Annotated in this window: 5 protein-coding genes; 1 reads left to right on the top strand and 4 read right to left on the bottom strand. The window is 57.8% G+C overall.

Features of this window, described 5'->3' with window-relative positions; translation table 11 throughout:
• Nucleotides 1–13 precede the first annotated feature (13 nt).
• Nucleotides 14–244 (top strand): hypothetical protein, encoded by a 231-nt coding sequence (locus tag Q9O24_13140; GenBank protein ID MDQ7076058.1) that lies wholly within the window; start codon nt 14–16, stop codon nt 242–244.
• On the opposite strand, the gene Q9O24_13135 is transcribed toward Q9O24_13140, so the two are convergent.
• From Q9O24_13135 to Q9O24_13120, 4 genes are all read right to left on the bottom strand, one after another.
• Entirely contained in the window at nt 185–9,199 is a 9,015-nt protein-coding gene (locus Q9O24_13135; GenBank protein MDQ7076057.1) for an Ig-like domain-containing protein, read from the bottom strand. The genes Q9O24_13140 and Q9O24_13135 overlap by 60 nt on opposite strands.
• Before the next feature lie 103 nt (nt 9,200–9,302).
• Nucleotides 9,303–9,440: a hypothetical protein gene (locus Q9O24_13130; protein ID MDQ7076056.1), complete on the bottom strand. Its 138-nt coding sequence runs from the start codon at nt 9,438–9,440 to the stop codon at nt 9,303–9,305.
• A gap of 154 nt (nt 9,441–9,594) precedes the next feature.
• The gene (locus Q9O24_13125) at nt 9,595–11,937 is read right to left on the bottom strand and encodes an Ig-like domain-containing protein (GenBank protein MDQ7076055.1); all 2,343 of its coding nucleotides are present in this window, start codon (nt 11,935–11,937) and stop codon (nt 9,595–9,597) included.
• Nucleotides 11,846–20,566 (bottom strand): Ig-like domain repeat protein, encoded by an 8,721-nt coding sequence (locus Q9O24_13120; protein ID MDQ7076054.1) that lies wholly within the window; start codon nt 20,564–20,566, stop codon nt 11,846–11,848. The genes Q9O24_13125 and Q9O24_13120 overlap by 92 nt, the downstream gene beginning before the upstream one ends.
• Nucleotides 20,567–20,708 lie beyond the last annotated feature (142 nt).

The raw sequence follows: 20,708 nt of genomic DNA, 5'->3' as shown, positions 1-20,708 counted from the left end.
GACGGTGACCTGAGTGGCGTCGTTGACATCAATCAGCCGAACATCGCCTGCGCCGTTGTCGATGGTAAAGCTACCCGTACCCGCCTGTACCGTCTCTGACAGGGTGATGACGATGTTATCAGTGACCAGTACCCCGATGGCGTTGTCCGCTGGGGTGACGGCGGTAACCGATGGCGCGGTGTCATCAATGATGAAGTTGCTGGTTGCTGTGAGCGCTGACGTTGCCCGCCAGATCGGTGCTTAAGGCATTGAGGAAGATGGTGCCTTCGCCCAAAGTGGTGAGATCCGCTGCGGTCAAGGTGACCGTTTGTGCGGCACCGGTGCCAATGATGATTTTAATCACCGTGGTGTTGATCGCATTGGAACCGTTGGTGAAAATCACCGTGGTGGTTTCACCCACCGCTGGCGCAATGCTGACCGTCCCAGCGGCAACCGCTGAGGTGGTATTAGCATCGGTGATGGTCAGGATCGGTGTTGCCGCCGCCAGTGTATCCAGAGTAAAGCTGGAGCTGCTGGTGGCCAGATTGCCTGCCAGATCGCTGTTGCTGGCATCAACGGTGACAGCGCCATCACCGAGGGTGACCAGATCCGCAGCGCTGAGGGCAACCGCTTGCGCTGCGCCAGTACCCGTTACAAGGATGGTTACCGTACCCAGTGTGCCGGTAAAGACCACGCTGGTCACTTCACCGACTGCGGCGGTGACTTCGATAGCACCTGCTGCGGCTTCAACAGCCGTTGCAATGCTACCCGCTGGTGTGACTGCAACCGTGGGAGCGGCAGGCCCGACGGTATCCAAAACAAAGCTGCTTTGAACGGCTGCTGCGGAAACATTGCCTGCGGTGTCGGTGCTTACTGCATCAACGCTAATGGTGCCATCACCAAGCGTGACCAGATCCGCAGCGCTGAGGGCAACCGCTTGAGCGGTGCCATCACCGACCACGGTGACGGTGACACTGGTGCCATTGACGGCGTTGCTGAAGACCACATCGGTGCTTTCACCTGCGGCTGGAGCAATGCTGATGGCTCCGGCAGAGGCTTCGGCAGCGGTGGCAAGATCAGCCCCCGCGACCACGGTGAAGATCGGAGTGGTTGCAACCACCGTATCCAAGAGGAAGCTGGTGGCTGCGCTGGAGACGTTGCCTGCGGTATCAGTGATGCTGGCGTCAACACTGACCGCCCCATCACCGAGGACAAGCAGTTCCGCTGCCGTGAGCGTCAGCGCTTGTGCTGTGCCAGTGGCGGTGATGGTTTGTGTCACCGCACCAAGAGCACCGGTGAAGGTCACTGTAACCACTTCGCCAGTCGTCGCAGTTAGTTCGGCTGCTCCTGCTGAGGCTTCAGCAGCGGTAGCAAAGTCAGCACCGGCAACCAGAGTCAGAGTCGGTGCCGCAGGCGCTGCCGTATCCAAGGTAAAGCTGGCTTGGGCGGCTGCAACAGAGACGTTACCCGCTTGGTCGCTGGTGGTGGCATCGACGGTAATGATGCCGTCACCCAGTGTGGCTTGATCCGCCGCGCTGAGCACGACCGCTTGAGTGGTGCCGTCACCGGTAATGGTAACGGTGACGCTGCCAACGGTGCCGGTAAAGACCACATCGGTGCTTTCACCGGTGAGCGGTGCGACGGTGACTGCGCCAGCCGTTGCTTCAGCAGCGGTAGCGATGGTGGCACCCGCAGCAACGGTCAGAGTCGGTGCATTGGGAGCCACCGTATCCAAAACAAAGCTGCTTTGAGTTGCAGCAGCGGAGACCGTACCGGCTGCGTTGGTGCTGGTGGCATCAACGGTAATGGTGCCATCGGCCAACAGAGTTTGCTCGGCAGCGGTGAGTGTCACCGCTTGTGCTGTGCCATCGCCGATGATGCTGACGGTGACGCTGTTAACACCGTTGCTAAAGACCACATCGGTGGTTTCACCTGTGATGGGTGAGACTGTGATTGCACCGGCGCTTGCTTCAGCGGCGGTGGCGAAATCAGCCCCTGCAACCAAAGTGATAACCGGTGCGGTGGGAGCCACGGTGCTGAGGATAAAGCTGTTGCTCGCGCTGGAGACATTACCGGCCAGATCCGTGGTGGTTGAGCTGACGGTGATGGTACCGTCGGCTAATCCGCCCAATTCGGCAGCGGTCAGAGCGATCACCTGTGCGGTACCTGTGGCGTTACCAGTGATCTGTTTGACCACCTGAACGTTGTTGATGTCCGTGAAGGTGATGTCAACCACATCGCCTGTGGCGGCGAGCACTTCGACTGAACCCGCTTGGGCTTCGGCGGAGGTGGAGATGTCTGCACCCGGCAGCACCGTTACCGTAGGCACATTAGGCGCAAGAGTATCCAGCACAAAACTGCTTTGGGGCGCTGCTGCTGAGACATTGCCAGCGGCATCAATATTGGTCGCATCAACGGTGATGGTGCCATCGCCGAGTGTGACCAGGTTCGCAGCGGTCAGAGTCACCGCTTGGGCTGTGCCGTCGCCGATGACGGTTACGGTTACGCTGCCAGCAACACCAGTGAAGATCACAGCAGCGGTTTCACCTGCGGCTGGGTTGACCGTTACGGCTCCGGCAGAGGCTTCGGCTGCGGTGGCCAGATCGGCACCAGCGACGGGGGTTAGGGTCGGTGCATTGGGAGCCACGGTATCCAAGGTAAAGCTGGTGGTTGCAGAAGTGCTGTAGTTGCCTGCCAGATCGGAGTTCGATGCACTGAGGTAGATAATGCCATCACCTAAGGTGGCGACTTCAGCAGCGGTCAGGGTGACAACTTGAGCTGTGCCATCACCAATGACGGTTTTGGTGATGATGTTGGGTCCGTTACTGAAGAAGACCACACTGGTTTCACCGACAGCTGGGTCAATGGTGACCGCACCGGCAATGGCTTCAGCAGCCGTTGCTAAGGCCGTTGCCGTCGAGACGGTTAAGATGGGAGTGCTGGCCGCAGCGGTATCCAGTACGAAGCTGGCGAGGGCTGCCGTTGAGGTGTTGCCCGCCACGTCGGTGGTGACCGCGCTGATGTTGATGGTGCCATCCACTAAGCTGGCAATTTCAGCGGCGCTCAGAGCGACGGCTTGGGCAGCCCCAGTACCGATAACGGTGACCGGAATGCTGGTTACTCCGTCGCTGAAGGTAACAACGACGGTGTCGCCTGCCAGAGCAGTAACCTCTACTGCACCCAGAGTGGCTTCAGCGGCTGTAGCGATGGCGTTGGTGGCCGAGACATTCGCAGTGGGTGCCGTGGGAGCCACGGTATCCAGAGTGAAGTCCAGTGCAGCAGAGGCCGCACTGACGTTACCGGCCACATCGGTTTGGCGAACCATGACACTGTTAGCACCTTCGACCGCAGTGAAACCAGCAGTCCAGTTCAGACCTGCATCAATGCTGTATTCCACCAGCGCACCGGCTTCAGCGGCTACGGTCAGAGCACCGTCGTTGCTGATGTTGTCGGTACCAAGCGCGCCGGTGTCGTTAGTCAAGCTGACCGTTGGAGCAACTACGGTGGTATCAAAGGTAAAGGCCAGAGGCGTGGAGGCTGCACTGACGTTACCGGCTGCGTCGGTTTGACGAGCGATGACGCTGTTGGCTCCTTCGGCTGGTGTGAACGCAGTGGTCCAATTAAGGCCAGCGTCGGTGCTGTACTGCACCGTGTTACCGGCAATTGCGCCGGTTACGGTCAGGGTGCCGTCGTTAGAGACGTTGTCAGCAGCAAGACCTGAATCAACGCTTAACGCGAGACTGAGTGTGCCAGGAATGGTGGTGTTGAGGGTAAAATCGAGCTGCGAAGCGGTGCTGATATTACCCGCCACATCCGTTTGGCGAACCAAAACGCTGTTGGCACCTTCGACGGCGGTGAAGCTGGCAGTCCAAGTTGTGCCTGCATCAATGCTGTATTCAATCAACGCGCCGACTTCGGTGCCGGTGATGAGTAGAGCACCGTCGCTGGTGATGTTGTCACCAGCGGTACCGGTGTCGTTGTTCAAAGCGACGACGGGAGCTGTAACGGTGGTGTCTAAGGTGAAGTCGAGTGCAGCGGAAGCAACGCTGACGTTACCGGCAACGTCTGTTTGGCGAGCGATGACGCTGTTAGCACCTTCGGTTGCGGTGAAGGTGGTTGCCCAAGTGGTGCCTGCATCAATGCTGTATTCGACCAGAGCACCGACTTCAGCACCCGTGACCGCCAGAGCACCGTCGTTGGAGATGGCATCACCCGCAACACCAGAATTAACGCTGAGCGCCAGACTGGGTGCAGCCACTTGAGTGTCTAAGGTAAAGGCCAAAGCAGCAGAGGCCGCACTGACATTACCGGCGACATCGGTCTGACGCACTTGAACGCTGTTAGCACCTTCGGTTGCGGTGAAGGTGGTTGTCCAAGTGGTACCGTTATCAATGCTGTACTCGACTAAAGCACCGGCTTCAGCACCAGAGACGGTCAGAGCGCCGTCGCTGCTGATGTTGTCAGCCAATGCGGTGTCGTTGGTCAGTGCCACAGTGGGTGCAGCCGCTGCGGTATCGAGGGTGAAGGCCAGTGGCGCAGAAGAGGCGCTGACATTACCCGCTACGTCGGTTTGACGAACGATAACGCTGTTCGCCCCTTCGGCAGCGGTAAAGGTGCCTGTCCAAGTAACGCCATTATCAAGGCTGTACTCGATCAGCGCACCTGCACTGGTGCCTGCAACCGTCAAAGCACCGTCGCTGGTGATGTTGTCACCAACGATGGCGGTGTCGTTGGCCAGAGTGACGCTGGGCGCGCCTGCAACGGTGTTAAGGGTGAAGTTCAATGCAGCAGAGGCGGCACTGACGTTACCGGCTACGTCGGTCTGACGCACCATGACGCTGTTCGCCCCTTCGGCAGCGGTAAAGGTGGTTGCCCACGTTGTGCCCGCGTCAATGCTGTATTCGATCAGCGCACCGGCTTCACCACCGGTAACGGTCAGAGCGCCGTCGCTGGTGATGTTGTCGCCAGCGGTACCAGTGTCGTTGCTTAGGGCAATGCTGGGTGTCGCAGCGGCAGTGTCCAAAGTAAAGCTCAGTGCAGCAGAAGGGGCACTGACGTTACCGGCGCTGTCGGTTTGACGCACCATAACGCTGTTAGCCCCTTCAGCGGCAGTGAAGGTGGTTGTCCAATTTAAGCCAGCATCAATGCTGTACTCCACCAGAGCACCGGCTTCGTTGCCGGTGACGATGATGGCACCGTCGTTGGTGATGCCATCACCGACTGCGGCGCTGTCAAAATTCAGGACAACGGTAGGAGCAGCAACAGCTGTATCCAAAGTGAAGTCAAAGGCCGCAGAAGCGGGGCTGACGTTACCGGCGGCGTCGGTTTGACGAACCATCACACTGTTAGCACCTTCAGCAGCGCTGAAGCTGGTGGTCCAAGTGGTGCCAGCGTCGATGCTGTATTCCACTAAGGAACCGACTTCAGCGCCCACATTCAGTGTGCCATCGTTGCTGATCAGATCAGCAGCGGTACCGGTGTCGTTGTTGAGAGCAACTGTCGGAGCCAGAGGAATGACGGTGTCTAAGGTAAAAGCAAGCGCAGCAGAAGCAGCGCTGACGTTACCAGCTTCGTCGGTCTGACGAACCATCACACTGTTAGCACCTTCAGCAGCGGTGAAAGTGGTGGTCCAAGTGGTGCCCGCATCAATGCTGTATTCGACCAAAGCATTCAGCTCAGTACCAGAGACCGTCAAAGCACCATTGCTGCTGATGCTGTCGGTGCCAAGGATACCCGTATCGTTGCTAAGTGCCACGGTGGGTGCAGTCACTGCGGTATCCAGAGTAAAGTCAAAGGCCGCAGAAGCGGCACTGACGTTACCGGCGACGTCGGTCTGACGCACCATAACGCTGTTAGCACCTTCGGCAGCGCTGAAGGTGGTTGCCCAAGTGGTGCCAGCATCGACGCTGTACTCCACCAGAGCACCGGCTTCAGCACCAGTAGTGGTTAAGGCGCCGTTGTTGGTGATGCCGTCGGCAGCAGAAATACCGGTGTCGCTGGTGAGGGCGATAGCTGGAGTGGCGGGAGCGGCGGTATCGAGGGTGAAGGCCAATGCCGCAGAAGCAGCACTGACGTTACCGGCCACATCGGTTTGACGCACCATGACGCTGTTAGCCCCTTCGGCAGCGGTAAAGGTGGTTGTCCAAGTGGTGCCAGCATCAGTGCTGTATTCCAGCAGAGCACCGGTTTCAACTCCGGTGAAGGTCAGAGCAGCGTCACTGGTGATGTTGTCGCCAGCAACTAGACCGGTGTCATTAGTCAGCGCCACAGTGGGTGCAAGAGCCGCAGTGTCTAAAGTAAAGTCGAGCGCCGCAGAAGGGGCACTGACGTTACCGGCAACGTCGGTTTGACGAACCATAACGCTGTTGGCACCTTCGGCAGCGGTAAAAGTGGCTGTCCAAGTGACACCCGCATCAACACTGTATTCCACCAGAGCACCGGCTTCAGCGCCGGTGGTGGTGAGCGTGCCGACGTTGCTGGTGTTGTCTGTGGCAATGGCAGAATCGGTGGTTAGGGCGATTACCGGTGTGGCGGGAGCTGCGGTATCCAGAGTAAAGGTTAAGGCAGCAGACGCAGGACTGACGTTACCGGCAACATCGGTTTGACGCACCATGACGCTGTTAGCGCCTTCGGCAGCAGTGAATGTGGCTGCCCAAGTGGTACCACCGTCGATGCTGTATTCCACCAGCGCATTGGCTTCAGCACCTGTGGTAGTCAAGGCACCGTCATTGGTGATGCTGTCCGCAGCGGCCAGACCGGTGTCATTGGTAAGCGTAATGGTGGGAGCGGCAACGGGAGCAACCGTATCCAAGGTAAAGGTCAGAGCAGCGGAAGCGGCGCTGATGTTACCGGCCACATCGGTCTGACGCACTTGAACGCTGTTAGCACCTTCGACGGCGGTGAAAGCGCCATTCCAGGTTGTGCCACCGTCGATGCTGTATTCGACGACAGCACCGGCCTCAGCACCGCTGAGAGACAGAGTGCCGCTGTTGGTGATGCCATCAGTTGCCAGTAATCCAGAGTCATTGGTGAGAACAATGGTTGGAGCCGCAACAATGGTATCCAGAGTAAAGGTCAGCGCAGCAGAAGTGGGACTGACATTACCGGCGACATCGGTTTGACGCACCATGACGCTGTTAGCACCTTCGGCAGCGCTGAAGGTGGTTGCCCAAGTGGTGCCACCATCAATGCTGTATTCCACCAGAGCGCCAGCTTCAGCACCAGTGGTGGTCAAAGCACCATCGCTGGTGATGCCATCAGCGGCAGTAGCGGTGTCATTGGTAAGTGCAATGCTGGGGGCTGCAACAGGAGCAACTGTATCCAGAGTGAAGGTAAGGGCAGCGGAAGCAGGACTGACGTTACCGGCTTCGTCGGTTTGACGCACTTGAACGCTGTTTGCACCTTCGGCAGCGGTGAAGGTAGTTGCCCAAGTGGTGCCGTTATCAATGCTGTATTCCACCAGAGCACCGGCTTCGACTCCGCCAAGAGTGAGGGCGGCATCGCTGCTGATGTTGTCGGTGCCAAGCAGGCCAGTGTCATTAGTCAGTGCCACGGTGGGCGCAAGAGCGGCAGTATCCAAAGTAAAGTCGAGCGCGGCAGAAGCGGGGCTGACGTTACCGGCTTCGTCGGTTTGACGAACCATAACGCTGTTAGCGCCTTCGCTTGCAAGGAACGTTGCTGCCCAAGTTGCACCGCCATCAATGCTGTATTCCACCAGACCATTGGCTTCGGCACCGGTGGTGGTGAGCGTACCCACATTGGTGATGCCGTCGGCCAGAGCGGAATCGGTGGTTAAGGCAATTACAGGGGTGGCGGGCGCTAAGGTATCTAAAACAAAAGAAGTCGAAGCTAAAGCGGTAGTCACGTTGCCTGCGACATCCAGAGTCACGGCGTTCACGTCAATTGTACCGTCGCCAAGGGTGGTTAGGTCGGCTGCGGTTAGAAGCGCAGGTTGTGCGCTGCCGTTGCCAACGATGGTGACGTTGACAGAAGTGCCAATGGCATTGGTGAAAGTAACCTGAGTGGTCTCACCCAGCGCGGGTGAAACGTCCAGTACGCCAGCGAGGGCTTCATTGGTGCTGGCAAGGGAATTAGCAGCAGAAATGATTAATGTGGGTGCTGTTGGAGCCACGGTGTCTAAGACAAAGCTGCCTTGAGCGGCGGCAGCTGAGACATTGCCGGCGGCATCCGTAGTGGTGGCATCAACGGTGACGGCTCCGTCACCGAGGGCGGTTACATCTGCGGCGGTTAAGGCAACGGACTGCGCTGCACCTGTGCCAGCGACCGTAACGGTAACGCTGCCGTTAACACCAGTGAAGACCACATCGGTGCTGTCACCGACGGCAGGATCAACGGTGACCGCCCCAGCAATCGCTTCACCTTCGGTGGCGTTGGTTGCAGCGGCGGCGACAACAATATTGGGAGCAGCAGAAGCGACGGTATCCAAAACAAAACTGGTGGTTGCGGTAGCTGTGACTCCCAGTGCATCGGTGCTGGTGGCATCAACGGTGATGGTGCCATCACCAAGGGTGATCAAATCAGCGGCACTCAGAGCAGCCACTTGTACAGTGCCATCTCCGGTCAAATTGACCGTAACGACATTGGCACCGTTGCTGAAAGCTACGGCGATGGTTTCACCGATGGCGGTGGCCACATTAATCGCACCTGCGGTGGCCTCAGCGGCGGTGGCGATGTCGGCATCAACGGTCAAAGTCAGGGTGGGTGTCAGTGCTCTGGGTGTGAGCAACGGCGCGTTGTCTGCCGCTTGACTGAAGAGGTTGACCGATGAGAGGCCACCGGTGAGCAGCGCACCGCCCGCCATGGCCAGCGTGCTGGGATCAAAACCGAACAGGCCTTCTGAGCCGCTGGCATCCGCTGACCAGATAACGGCTTCGTCGCCGATGGCGGCAGCCAGCACACTTTGGTTGGAGATAATGCTGGCCGGAGCCGCGTCGCTGACCATGACGCTGCCGTCGGTGGTGAAGGTGGCGTTGCTGTTTTCGTCGAAGAAGTTGTCGATACTGGCAAGCTCTTTGCCATCATCTTCAATGACCAGCACGCTGCCTTTTTTAATGATTTTTAAATTTTTTGGCGGTTGTTGGGTTTCAGAATCAATCAGGGTGTAGTTGGCACCTTGCTGAGCGTCAATAACCAGCTCTGCGGTGACTTCGATGTGTTTGGTACGGCCATTGGCGAGGGTCTGAAGAATCAGGTAAGTCATAAGGGAAAACTCCGTTTCTAGGGTAAGGTCCATTTGCTTGTTGTAACGATGGACAGACTAAGCAAAACATCATATTAAAATCTTAATTTCTAGGAATAGAAAGTTAAGGTGGCGGTGATCGGTTGGAAAGGGTGAAAGGGGGGCGGCGGATACCGGCTTGCATATCAGGGGAAAACCCCATGCGTGCGCTGAGGTGTTTGATTGGGTCGTTGACGAGGGTCTGAAGAATCAGATCTGTCATGATTTCAAGCTCCATCTTGAAGGTCACATCCATTTGTTTTGTTGCTGAGTAGAATCTTAAGCTCACGGTCAGATTAAAACCTGACCGTAAAGCTGAAGCCAACGTGCGGCATAAACCGCAGGTCAGATGTGGATAAAAAAAGGCGCTGTTTGCGTTACGCCAAACCTTGGCTGGTCAGCAGACCGGCAGGCATGGCTTGTACAAGGCCACTGAGATCAGCACCGTCACCGAGAGCCAACCAGCTGCCACTCCAGAGATCGTTGCTTGCTGAACCTAAGGCGGTATTGCGGGTGAAGAGACCCAGCTCGGTAATGCCTGCCGCTACCGCATTGATGGTTGTTCCCGTCCAAGCGTAGCTGGCATTGGCTAGGGTGTTGGTCACAGCGGCAGGTTGCGCCACCGTTGCCGTGCCGCCCAGAGCGCCTGCGATGCTACCGGTACTGGTGGTGAAGATGATGTTGTCATCCGCACCCAAGTTGCTAGCATTTGTCCAAGCTCCAAAAGTGTTGGCTGAACCTGCTGCTGGTGCAGCGTTCAGTGTGCTATTGGCAGGATCGACGACCACATAGATGGTGTAGGTGATGTTGGCGTCGAAGACTCGACCTGAGTGATCCGAGCTAACCCCATTGACTAAGTCAAAAATGACCACGCTAGAATCAACCGTCGGATCAACTGCTGTGGTGAAGTTTTGCAAGGTTGGATCTGTTTGTGCCGCCAGAGCATTGCCTGAGAGATCGCTCAAGACCCCAGCTGCATAAGTGACGTTGTAGTTGGACGTTCCGATCAAATCACCGGTTGGGTTAATGGTCACCATATCGTTCAGGATGGTCACCTGAGTAGCGTCGTTGACATCAATAGTACGAACATCCCCCGCGCCGTTATCGATCACAAAATTGCCTGTTCCTGCCTGCACATTTTCCGACAGGGTAATGACAATGTTGTCGGTCACGGCCACGGCGGTGGCGTTGTCCACAGGAGTGACCGATGCGACGGTCGGCGCAACGTCATCAACCACAAAGCTGGTTTGGGCTGTGGTGGACACATTGCCCGCCGCATCGGTGGTCTGCGCGTTTACATAGATGGTGCCTGCGCCCAAGGTGGCCACCTCCGCTGCGGTTAAGGCCACCGTCTGTGCGGTACCGGTACCGCTGACGGTTTTGAAAATGAGGTTGGCACCGTTGGAGAAGGTCACTGTGGTGGTTTCGCCACTCAGCGGCGAAATACTGATGGCACTTTCAGCCTCAAGCGCTGTGGCCAGATCCGCATCCGCCGCAAGGGTCAAGGTTGGGGCATCGGGTACGGTGGTATCCAAAATAAACGCTGCCGTGGTGGTGGCAATGTTGCCCGCCGCATCGCTGATGCTGGCTTCGACATTGATGCTGCCGTCGCCCAAGGTGATTAGATCCGCAGCCGTCAGAGCCAAAATCTGCGCCGCCCCCGTGACGTTATTAAAGGTCACAGTGCCAGCGGCACCGGTAAAGGTCACGGTGCTGGTTTCGCCCACTGGGATGGTCACTTCAACGGCTCCGGCAGTGGCTTCAGCCGCTGTGGCATTGAGGTTGGCCGGGGCGATGGTCACGGTTGCGGCGGTTGGGGTGACCGTGTCCAGAGTAAAGCTGACTTGGGTCGCAGCAGCCGAGACATTGCCAGCCGTGTCGGTGGAGGTGGCATCAACCGTAATAGCACCTTCACCGAGGGTGGTCAGATCAGCGGTGCTGAGCTGGACAGCCTGTGCGGTACCGTCGCCAACCACCGAGACCGTAACGCTGCCAGCGGTGCCAGTAAAGACCACGGCGGTGGTTTCCCCCGTGGCAGGCGAGATGGTAATGGCTCCTGTTAGCGCCTCGTCGGCGGTGGCAATATCAGCACCTGCAACCGCAGTCAGTACGGGGGTGGTGGCAACGGTGGCATCCAAGGTAAAGGTGGTGCTGCTGGTGGAGACGTTGCCTGCCAGATCGCTGATGCTGGCATCTACGCTGATGGTGCCATCGGCCAAGTTGGCTACATCGGCTGTGGTCAGAGCCACCGTTTGTAGTTGTCCGGTAGCGGTGAAGGTTTTGGTGATGGCTGGGTTGATCCCATCCGAGAAGCTAATGACAACGGTTTCACCGCTGAGAGCGATGAACTCGATGGCACCGGCTGCGGCTTCGGCTGCGGTAGCGAAGTCAGCACCAGCGACTACGTTTACGATGGATGCGGTTGGAGCCACAGTGTCGAGGGTGAAGGCCAGAGCCGCAGAAGCGGCACTGACGTTACCAGCCACATCGGTCTGACGAACGATGACGGAGTTAGCGCCTTCGGTTGCGGTGAAGGTGGTTGCCCAGGTTGTGCCCGCGTCGATGCTGTATTCAATCAAGGCACCGGTTTCACCTACGACCGTTAATGCCCCGTCGTTGCTGATCAAGTCAGCGGCGGTGCCGGTGTCGTTGGTCAGTGCTACGGTGGGCGCGGCAGCGACGGTGTCGAGGGTGAAGGTCAGAGGCCGCAGAAGCGGCACTGACGTTACCGGCCACATCGGTTTGACGCACGATGACGCTGTTGGCGCCTTCGGTTGCGGTGAAGGTGGTTGTCCAGGTGGTGCCTGCGTCGATGCTGTATTCAATCAAGGCACCGGTTTCACCTACGACCGTTAATGCCCCGTCGCTGCTGATCAAGTCTCCGGCGGTGCCGGTGTCGTTGGTCAAGGAGATTGTGGGTGCGGCAGCCACGGTGTCGAGGGTGAAGGTCAGAGCCGCAGAAGCGGCGCTGACGTTACCGGCGACATCGGTTTGACGCACGATGACGCTGTTGGCGCCTTCGGTTGCGGTGAAGGTGGTTGTCCAGATGGTGCCGTTGTCGATGCTGTATTCAATCAGCGCACCGGTTTCAGCGGTAACGGTCAGAGCGCCGTCGCTGCTGATCAAGTCTCCGGCAATGCCGGTGTCGTTGGTCAAGGAGATTGTGGGTGCGGCAGCCACGGTGTCGAGGGTGAAGGTCAGAGCCGCAGAAGCGGGACTGATGTTACCAGCGACATCGGTCTGACGCACGATGACGGAGTTGGCACCTTCGGCAGCGGTGAAGGTGGTTGTCCAGATGGTGCCGTTGTCGATGCTGTATTCAATCAGCGCACCGGTTTCAGCGGTAACGGTCAGAGCGCCGTCGTTGCTGATCAAGTCTCCGGCAATGCCGGTGTCGTTGGTCAAGGAGATTGTGGGTGCGGCAGCCACGGTGTCGAGGGTGAAGGTCAGAGCCGCAGAAGCGGGACTGATGTTACCAGCGACATCGGTTTGACGCACGATGACGGAGTTGGCACCTTCGGCAGCGGTGAAGGTGGTTGTCCAGGTGGTGCCGTTGTCGATGCTGTATTCAATCAAGGCACCGGTTTCAGCTACGACGGTCAGAGCGCCGTCGTTGCTGATCAGATCAGCGGCGGTGCCGGTGTCGTTGGTCAGGGCTACGGTGGGTGCGGCAGCCACGGTGTCGAGGGTGAAGGTCAGAGCCGCAGAAGCGGCGCTGACGTTACCAGCGACGTCGGTTTGACGCACGATGACGGAGTTGGCGCCTTCGGCAGCGGTGAAGGTGGTTGTCCAGGTGGTGCCGTTGTCGATGCTGTATTCAATCAAGGCACCGGTTTCAGCGGTAACGGTCAGAGCGCCGTCGTTGCTGATCAAGTCTCCGGCAATGCCGGTGTCGTTGGTCAAGGAGATTGTGGGTGCGGCAGCCACGGTGTCGAGGGTGAAGGTCAGAGCCGCAGAAGCGGCGCTGACGTTACCGGCCACATCGGTTTGACGCACGATGACGCTGTTGGCGCCTTCGGTTGCGGTGAAGGTGGTTGTCCAGATGGTGCCGTTGTCGATGCTGTATTCAATCAGCGCACCGGTTTCACCTACGACGGTCAGAGCGCCGTCGTTGCTGATCAGATCAGCGGCGGTGCCGGTGTCGTTGGTCAGGGCTACGGTGGGTGCGGCAGCCACGGTGTCGAGGGTGAAGGTCAGAGCCGCAGAAGCGGCGCTGACGTTACCAGCGACGTCGGTTTGACGCACGATGACGGAGTTGGCGCCTTCGGCAGCGGTGAAGGTGGTTGTCCAGGTGGTGCCGTTGTCGATGCTGTATTCAATCAAGGCACCGGTTTCAGCGGTAACGGTCAGAGCGCCGTCGTTGCTGATCAAGTCTCCGGCAATGCCGGTGTCGTTGGTCAAGGAGATTGTGGGTGCGGCAGCCACGGTGTCGAGGGTGAAGGTCAGAGCCGCAGAAGCGGCGCTGACGTTACCGGCCACATCGGTTTGACGCACGATGACGCTGTTGGCGCCTTCGGTTGCGGTGAAGGTGGTTGTCCAGATGGTGCCGTTGTCGATGCTGTATTCAATCAGCGCACCGGTTTCAGCGGTAACGGTCAGAGCGCCGTCGCTGCTGATCAAGTCTCCGGCGGTGCCGGTGTCGTTGGTCAAGGAGATTGTGGGTGCGGCAGCCACGGTGTCGAGGGTGAAGGTCAGAGCCGCAGAAGCGGCGCTGACGTTACCGGCCACATCGGTCTGACGCACGATGACGGAGTTGGCGCCTTCGGCAGCGGTGAAGGTGGTTGTCCAGATGGTGCCGTTGTCGATGCTGTATTCGATCAGAGCACCGGCTTCAGCGGCAACGGTCAGAGCGCCGTCGTTGCTGATCAGATCAGCGGCGGTGCCGGTGTCGTTGGTCAGGGCTACGGTGGGTGCGGCAGCTACGGTGTCGAGGGTGAAGGTCAGAGCCGCAGAAGCGGCACTGACGTTACCGGCGACATCGGTTTGACGAACGATGACGCTGTTGGCACCTTCGGTTGCGGTGAAGGTGGTTGTCCAGATGGTGCCGTTGTCGATGCTGTATTCAATCAAGGCGCCGGTTTCACCTACGACCGTTAATGCCCCGTCGCTGCTGATCAAGTCAGCGGCGGTGCCGGTGTCGTTGGTCAGTGCTACGGTGGGCGCGGCAGCCACGGTGTCGAGGGTGAAGGTCAGAGCCGCAGAAGCGGCACTGACGTTACCGGCCACATCGGTCTGACGCACGATGACGCTGTTGGCGCCTTCGGTTGCGGTGAAGGTGGTTGTCCAGGTGGTGCCTGCGTCGATGCTGTATTCAATCAAGGCGCCGGTTTCACCTATGACCGTTAATGCCCCGTCGCTGCTGATCAAGTCTCCGGCGGTGCCGGTGTCGTTGGTCAAGGAGATTGTGGGTGCGGCAGCCACGGTGTCGAGGGTGAAGTCAAAGGCCGCAGAAGCGGGACTGACGTTACCAGCCACATCGGTCTGACGCACGATGACGGAGTTGGCGCCTTCGGTTGCAGTGAAGGTGGTTGTCCAGTTGGTGCCGTTGTCGAGGCTGTATTCGATCAGCGCACCGGTTTCACCTACGACCGTTAATGCCCCGTCGTTGCTGATCAAGTCTCCGGCGGTGCCGGTGTCGTTGGTCAAGGAGATTGTGGGTGCGGCAGCGGCGGTGCTCAGCGTGAAGTCAAAGGCCGCAGAAGCGGCACTGACGTTACCGGCGACGTCGGTTTGACGCACGATGACGGAGTTGGCGCCTTCGGCAGCGGTGAAGGTGGTTGTCCAGTTGGTGCCGTTGTCGAGGCTGTATTCGATCAAGGCACCGGTTTCAGCTACGACCGTTAATGCCCCGTCGCTGCTGATCAAGTCAGCGGCGGTGCCGGTGTCGTTGGTCAGAGCCACGGTGGGTGCGGCAGCGGCGGTGGTGTCGAGGGTGAAGTCAAAGGCCGCAGAAGCGGGACTGACGTTACCAGCCACATCGGTCTGACGCACGATGACGGAGTTGGCGCCTTCGGTTGCAGTGAAGGTGGTTGTCCAGTTGGTGCCGTTGTCGAGGCTGTATTCGATCAGCGCACCGGTTTCACCTACGACCGTTAATGCCCCGTCGCTGCTGATCAAGTCAGCGGCGGTGCCGGTGTCGTTGGTCAGAGCCACTGTGGGTGCGGCAGCGGCGGTGTCGAGGGTGAAGGTCAATACAGAGGAGTTGGCACTGACGTTACCCGAGGTATCGGTCTGACGCACTTGAACGCTGTTTGGACCTTCAACGGCAAGGAAAGAAGCCGTCCAAGTGTTGCCGCCGTCGATGCTGTATTCCACTGTGGCGGTGGGATCAGCGACCACATTGAGAGCACCGTCGTTGGTGATCAGATCACCAATCGCACCGGAATCGACCGCCAAATCCAGCGTGGGTGCAGCCAGTGCAGCGGTGTTCAGGGTGAAGACCAGCGGTGCCGAAGCAACACTGACGTTACCGGCAGCGTCGGTCTGACGTACTTGCACGGAGTTATTGCCTTCGATGGCGGTAAACGTGGGTGTCCAGTTAACGCCGTCGATGCTGTATTCAATCAAAGCACCGGCTTCGGTGCCGGTGACGTTGAGAGTGCCGTCGTTGGTGATGCCGTCGCCGATTGCTCCAGAATCGACACTTAAAGTGACGTTGGGAGCGATGGGTGCAGCGGTATCAAGGGTGAAGGTCAACGGAGCAGAAGCGAGACTGACGTTGCCCGAGGTGTCGGTTTGACGCACTTGAACGCTGTTTGGACCTTCAACGGCAAGGAAAGAAGCCGTCCAAGTGTTGCCGCCGTCGATGCTGTATTCCACTGTGGCGGTGGGATCAGCGACCACATTGAGAGCACCGTCGTTGGTGATCAGATCACCAATCGCACCGGAATCGACCGCCAAATCCAGCGTGGGTGCAGCCAGTGCAGCGGTGTTCAGGGTGAAGACCAGCGGTGCCGAAGCAACACTGACGTTACCGGCAGCGTCGGTCTGACGTACTTGCACGGAGTTATTGCCTTCGATGGCGGTAAACGTGGGTGTCCAGTTAACGCCGTCGATGCTGTATTCAATCAAAGCACCGGCTTCGGTGCCGGTGACGTTGAGAGTGCCGTCGTTGGTGATGCCGTCGCCGATTGCTCCAGAATCGACACTTAAAGTGACGTTGGGAGCGATGGGTGCAGCGGTATCAAGGGTGAAGGTCAACGGAGCAGAAGCGAGACTGACGTTGCCCGAGGTGTCGGTTTGACGCACTTGAACGCTGTTTGGGCCTTCAATGGCAGCGAAAGCCGCTGTCCAAGTGTTGCCGCCGTCGATGCTGTATTCCAGCGTGGCGGTGGGATCAGCGACCACATTGAGAGCACCGTCGTTGGTGATCAGATCACCAATTGCACCGGAATCGACCGCCAAATCCAGCGTGGGTGCAGCCAGTGCAGCGGTGTTCAGGGTAAAGACCAGCGGTGCAGAAGCGAGACCAACGTTACCGGCGGCGTCGGTTTGACGCACTTGCACGGAGTTATTGCCTTCGAGAGCAGCGAAAGTGGTTGTCCAGAGGCCACCACCGTCGATGCTGTATTCAATCAAAGCACCGGCTTCGGTGCCGGTGACGTTGAGGGTGCCGTCGTTGGTGATGCCGTCACCAATTGCTCCAGAATCAACACTTAAGGCGACGTTGGGAGCGATGGGCGCAGCGGTGTCGAGGGTGAAGGTCAATGGAGCAGAAGCGAGGCTGACGTTGCCCGAGGTATCGGTCTGACGCACTTGAACGCTGTTTGGACCTTCAATGGCAAGGAAAGAAGCGGTCCAAGTGTTGCCGCCGTCGATGCTGTATTCCAGCGTGGCGGTGGGATCGGTGACCACATTGAGAGCACCGTCGTTGGTGATCAGATCACCAATCGCACCGGAATCGACCGCCAAATCCAGCGTGGGTGCAGCCAGTGCAGCGGTGTTCAGGGTGAAGACCAGCGGTGCCGAAGCGAGACCAACGTTACCGGCGGCGTCGGTTTGACGCACTTGCACGGAGTTATTGCCTTCAATGGCCGCGAAAGTGGGTGACCAGTTAACGCCGTCGATGCTGTATTCAATCAAAGCACCGGCTTCGGTGCCGGTGACGTTGAGGGTGCCGTCGTTGGTGATGCCGTCACCAATTGCTCCAGAATCAACACTTAAGGTGACGCTGGGAGCGATGGGCGCAGCGGTGTCGAGGGTGAAGGTCAATACGGCTGAATTGGAGCTGACATTGCCTGCCGGATCAACTTGGCGAGCGACGACGTTATTCAAACCTTCAGCAGCGATGAATATGGGTGACCAAGTAATGCCATTGGTGCTGTATTCGACGCTGGCTGCTGGATCTGTGCCTGTGGCTGTGATCGTACCGACGTTGGTGATGCCATCTGCAAGCGCACCAGAATCGACATCCAAAATAAGGTTGGGGGCGGCCAATGGAACGGTATTCAGAGTGAAGGCGAGCGGTGCAGAAGCGAGACCGACGTTACCAGCGGCGTCGGTTTGACGTACCTGAACAGAGTTATTGCCTTCAATGGCACTGAAGGTGGGGATCCAAGTGATGCCGCCATCAATGCTGTATTCCACGACGGCATCCAGTTCAGCACCAGCAACCGTCACAGAACCGTCGTTGCTGATGCCATCACCGACCGCTCCGCTGTCGCTAGTCAATGAAACGCTGGGTGCTGAGGGAATTTGGGAGTCAAGAGTGAAGGTCAATACGGCTGAGTTGGGGCTGACATTGCCTGCGGCATCAACTTGGCGAGCGACGACGTTATTCAAACCTTCAATGGCGGTGAAAGTGGCTGACCAAGTAATGCCGTTGGTGCTGTACTCCACTGTGGAACCGGCTTCGGTGCCGGTGACGTTCAGGGTGCCGTCATTGGTGAGAGCGTCACCGGCCAGCCCAGAATCCACATTCAAAGCGAGGCTGGGTGCCAGAGGTGCGAGGTTGTCCAGAGTGAAATCCAGCGGTGCAGAGACGGGGCTCACATTGCCCGCTGCATCGGTTTGACGCACCACCACACTGTTGATGCCATCAATGGCAGTGAAGGCCGTTGTCCAAGTGATTCCAGCATCGCTGCTGTACTCTACAACGGCTCCGATTTCTGCACCAGAAACAGTGATAGAACCGTCGTTGCTGATCCCATCACCGACCGTTCCGCTGTCGTTATTCAGTGAAACGCTGGGTGCGGAAGGAATTTGAGAATCAAGAGTAAAGGTCAATACAGCAGACGGGGCGCTGACGTTACCGGCAGCATCGGTTTGACGTACGACAAGGTTATTCAGACCTTCCACGGCAGTGAACGTCGGTGTCCAGATGATGCCGTTGGTGCTGTATTCCACTGTCGCACCGGCTTCCACGCCTGTGAGTGCCAGAGCGCCGTCATTACTGAGGTTGTCTCCAGCCAGCCCAGAATCAATGCTCAAAGCAACGCTGGGTGCCGTTACCTGAGTATCCAGAGTGAACGTCAGTTCTGCAGAAGGAGTACTGACATTACCGGCGCTGTCGGTTTGGCGCACCATGACACTGTTGCTGCCTTCAACTGCGCTGAAGATCGTTGCCCAGGTGTTGCCTGCGTCGCTGCTGTATTCGATCAGAGCACCGGCTTCGGTGCCGGTGACGTTCAGAGTGCCGTCGTTACTGATTAGATCAGCGGCAATGCCGCTGTCATTGTTCAAGGCGATATTGGGGGTGGCGACTTGAGTGTCTAAGGTAAAGGTCAGCGCTGCGGAAGCGGGGCTGATATTACCGGCCACATCCGTTTGACGCACCATGACGCTGTTGACACCTTCGACGGCGGTAAACGTGGTTGCCCAAGTAATACCTGCATCGCTGCTGTATTCGATCAGTGCACTTGCTTCGTTACCAGAGACAATCAGGCTGCCGTCGTTACTGATGCTGTCACCGGCTGTGCCGCTGTCACTGTTTAAGGTGATGCTGGGCGCGGTGGGGACAACGGTATCCAATATAAAGGTGGATGATGTGGAGGAGATCGTGATGTTACCCGCAGTATCAAGGGTCACGCTGTTGACGTCGATGGTGCCATTGCCCAAGGTAGCCTGTTCTGCAGAACTTAGACTGACGGCTTGAGACAGACCTGTGCCAATAACGGTTTTGTTGATTTGAGCTGTGCCGTTGGTAAAGGTCACTTGGGTGGTTTCACCCAAGGCTGGATCAACGCTGACTACTCCGGCAAGGGCTTCGGCTTCGGTGGCGTCTGCATTGGCAGCGGAAATGATTAAGGCAGGCGTGGCAGGAGCTACGGTGTCTAATATAAAACTGGTTTGAGTTGCGGGAGCAGAAACATTGCCTGCGGCATCGGTGGTGGTGGCATCAACGCTGATGGTGCCGTCACCCAGAGTGGTGAGATCCACTGAACTCAGGGCAACGGATTGTGCTGTGCCATCGCCCGCGACAGCAACGGTCACGCTGTTGCCGCCATTGCTGAAGATCACGTTGGTAGTGTCACCAGCAGCGGGGTTAACCGTTACTGCCCCGGCTTGCGCTTCGGCAGCGGTGGCATCGGCAGCGGTTACGCTGATGTCAGGCGCAACGGAGGCGACGGTATCCAAAACAAAACTGGCGCTGGCTGTGGCGATGAGGTTGGCCGCATCGGTACTGGTGGCATCTACGCTGATGGTGCCATCACCGAGAGTGGTTAGATCAATGGCTGTTAGGGCAACGGTTTGTGTTGTGCCGTCTCCAACCAGATTGACTGTGACGTTGTTCGCGCCGTTACTAAAAACCACACTGATGGTTTCACCCACTGCGGTGACCACACTCACGGCTCCCGCAGTGGCTTCGGTGGCGGTGGCGATGTCGGCACCCACGGTTAAAGTCAGGGTGGGTGTTAGAGCTCTGGGTGTGAGCAACGGTGTGTTGTCTGCTGCTTGATTGAATAAATTAACCGATGAGAGGCCGCCGGTGAGCAGCGCACCACCTGCCATGGCCAACGTACTGGGATCAAAACCGAACAGCCCTTCTGAGCCGCTGGCATCCGCTGACCAGATAACGGCTTCGTCGCCGATGGCTGCGGCGAGCAGACTTTGATTGGAGATGATGCTGGCCGGAGCCGCGTCGCTGACCATGACGCTGCCGTCGGTGGTGAAGGTGGCGGTGCTGTTTTCTGCGAAAAAGTCATTAATATTGGCGAGTTCTTTGCCATTTTCTTCAATAATTAAGGCATTGCCTTTTTTAACGATTTTTAAATTTTTCGGCGGTTGCTGCGTTGCTGCGTCGATAAGGGTGTAGTTGGCACCTTGTTGGGCAGTAAGGTTTGTATTTTCAGTGACTTCAATTTGTTGGGTACGGCCATTAGCAAGGGTTTTCAGAATAAGGTAGGTCATGAGGTTAAAGCTCCATCTTAAGTATTAAATCCATTGGGGGGCTACTTTATGAAATTTAAAGTAGATTTTTCGTGGGCTGCTGAGTTCGTTTGTTGCTGCGGGCGTATTGGATGCCCTGATGAATGCCAAGAGAGAATCTCTT

The organism is Gammaproteobacteria bacterium (assembly GCA_030949385.1).
Classification (GTDB): Bacteria; Pseudomonadota; Gammaproteobacteria; order JAUZRS01; family JAUZRS01; genus JAUZRS01.
This window is presented reverse-complemented; position numbering and strand designations above follow the sequence as displayed.

Bases quoted from the DNA above. Each gene is read 5' to 3' on its own strand.
- Q9O24_13135 (MDQ7076057.1), bottom strand. From the start codon at position 9,199: ATGACTTACCTGATTCTTCAGACCCTCGCCAATGGCCGTACCAAACAC.
- Q9O24_13130 (MDQ7076056.1), bottom strand. From the start codon at position 9,440: ATGACAGATCTGATTCTTCAGACCCTCGTCAACGACCCAATCAAACAC.
- Q9O24_13120 (MDQ7076054.1), bottom strand. From the start codon at position 20,566: ATGACCTACCTTATTCTGAAAACCCTTGCTAATGGCCGTACCCAACAA.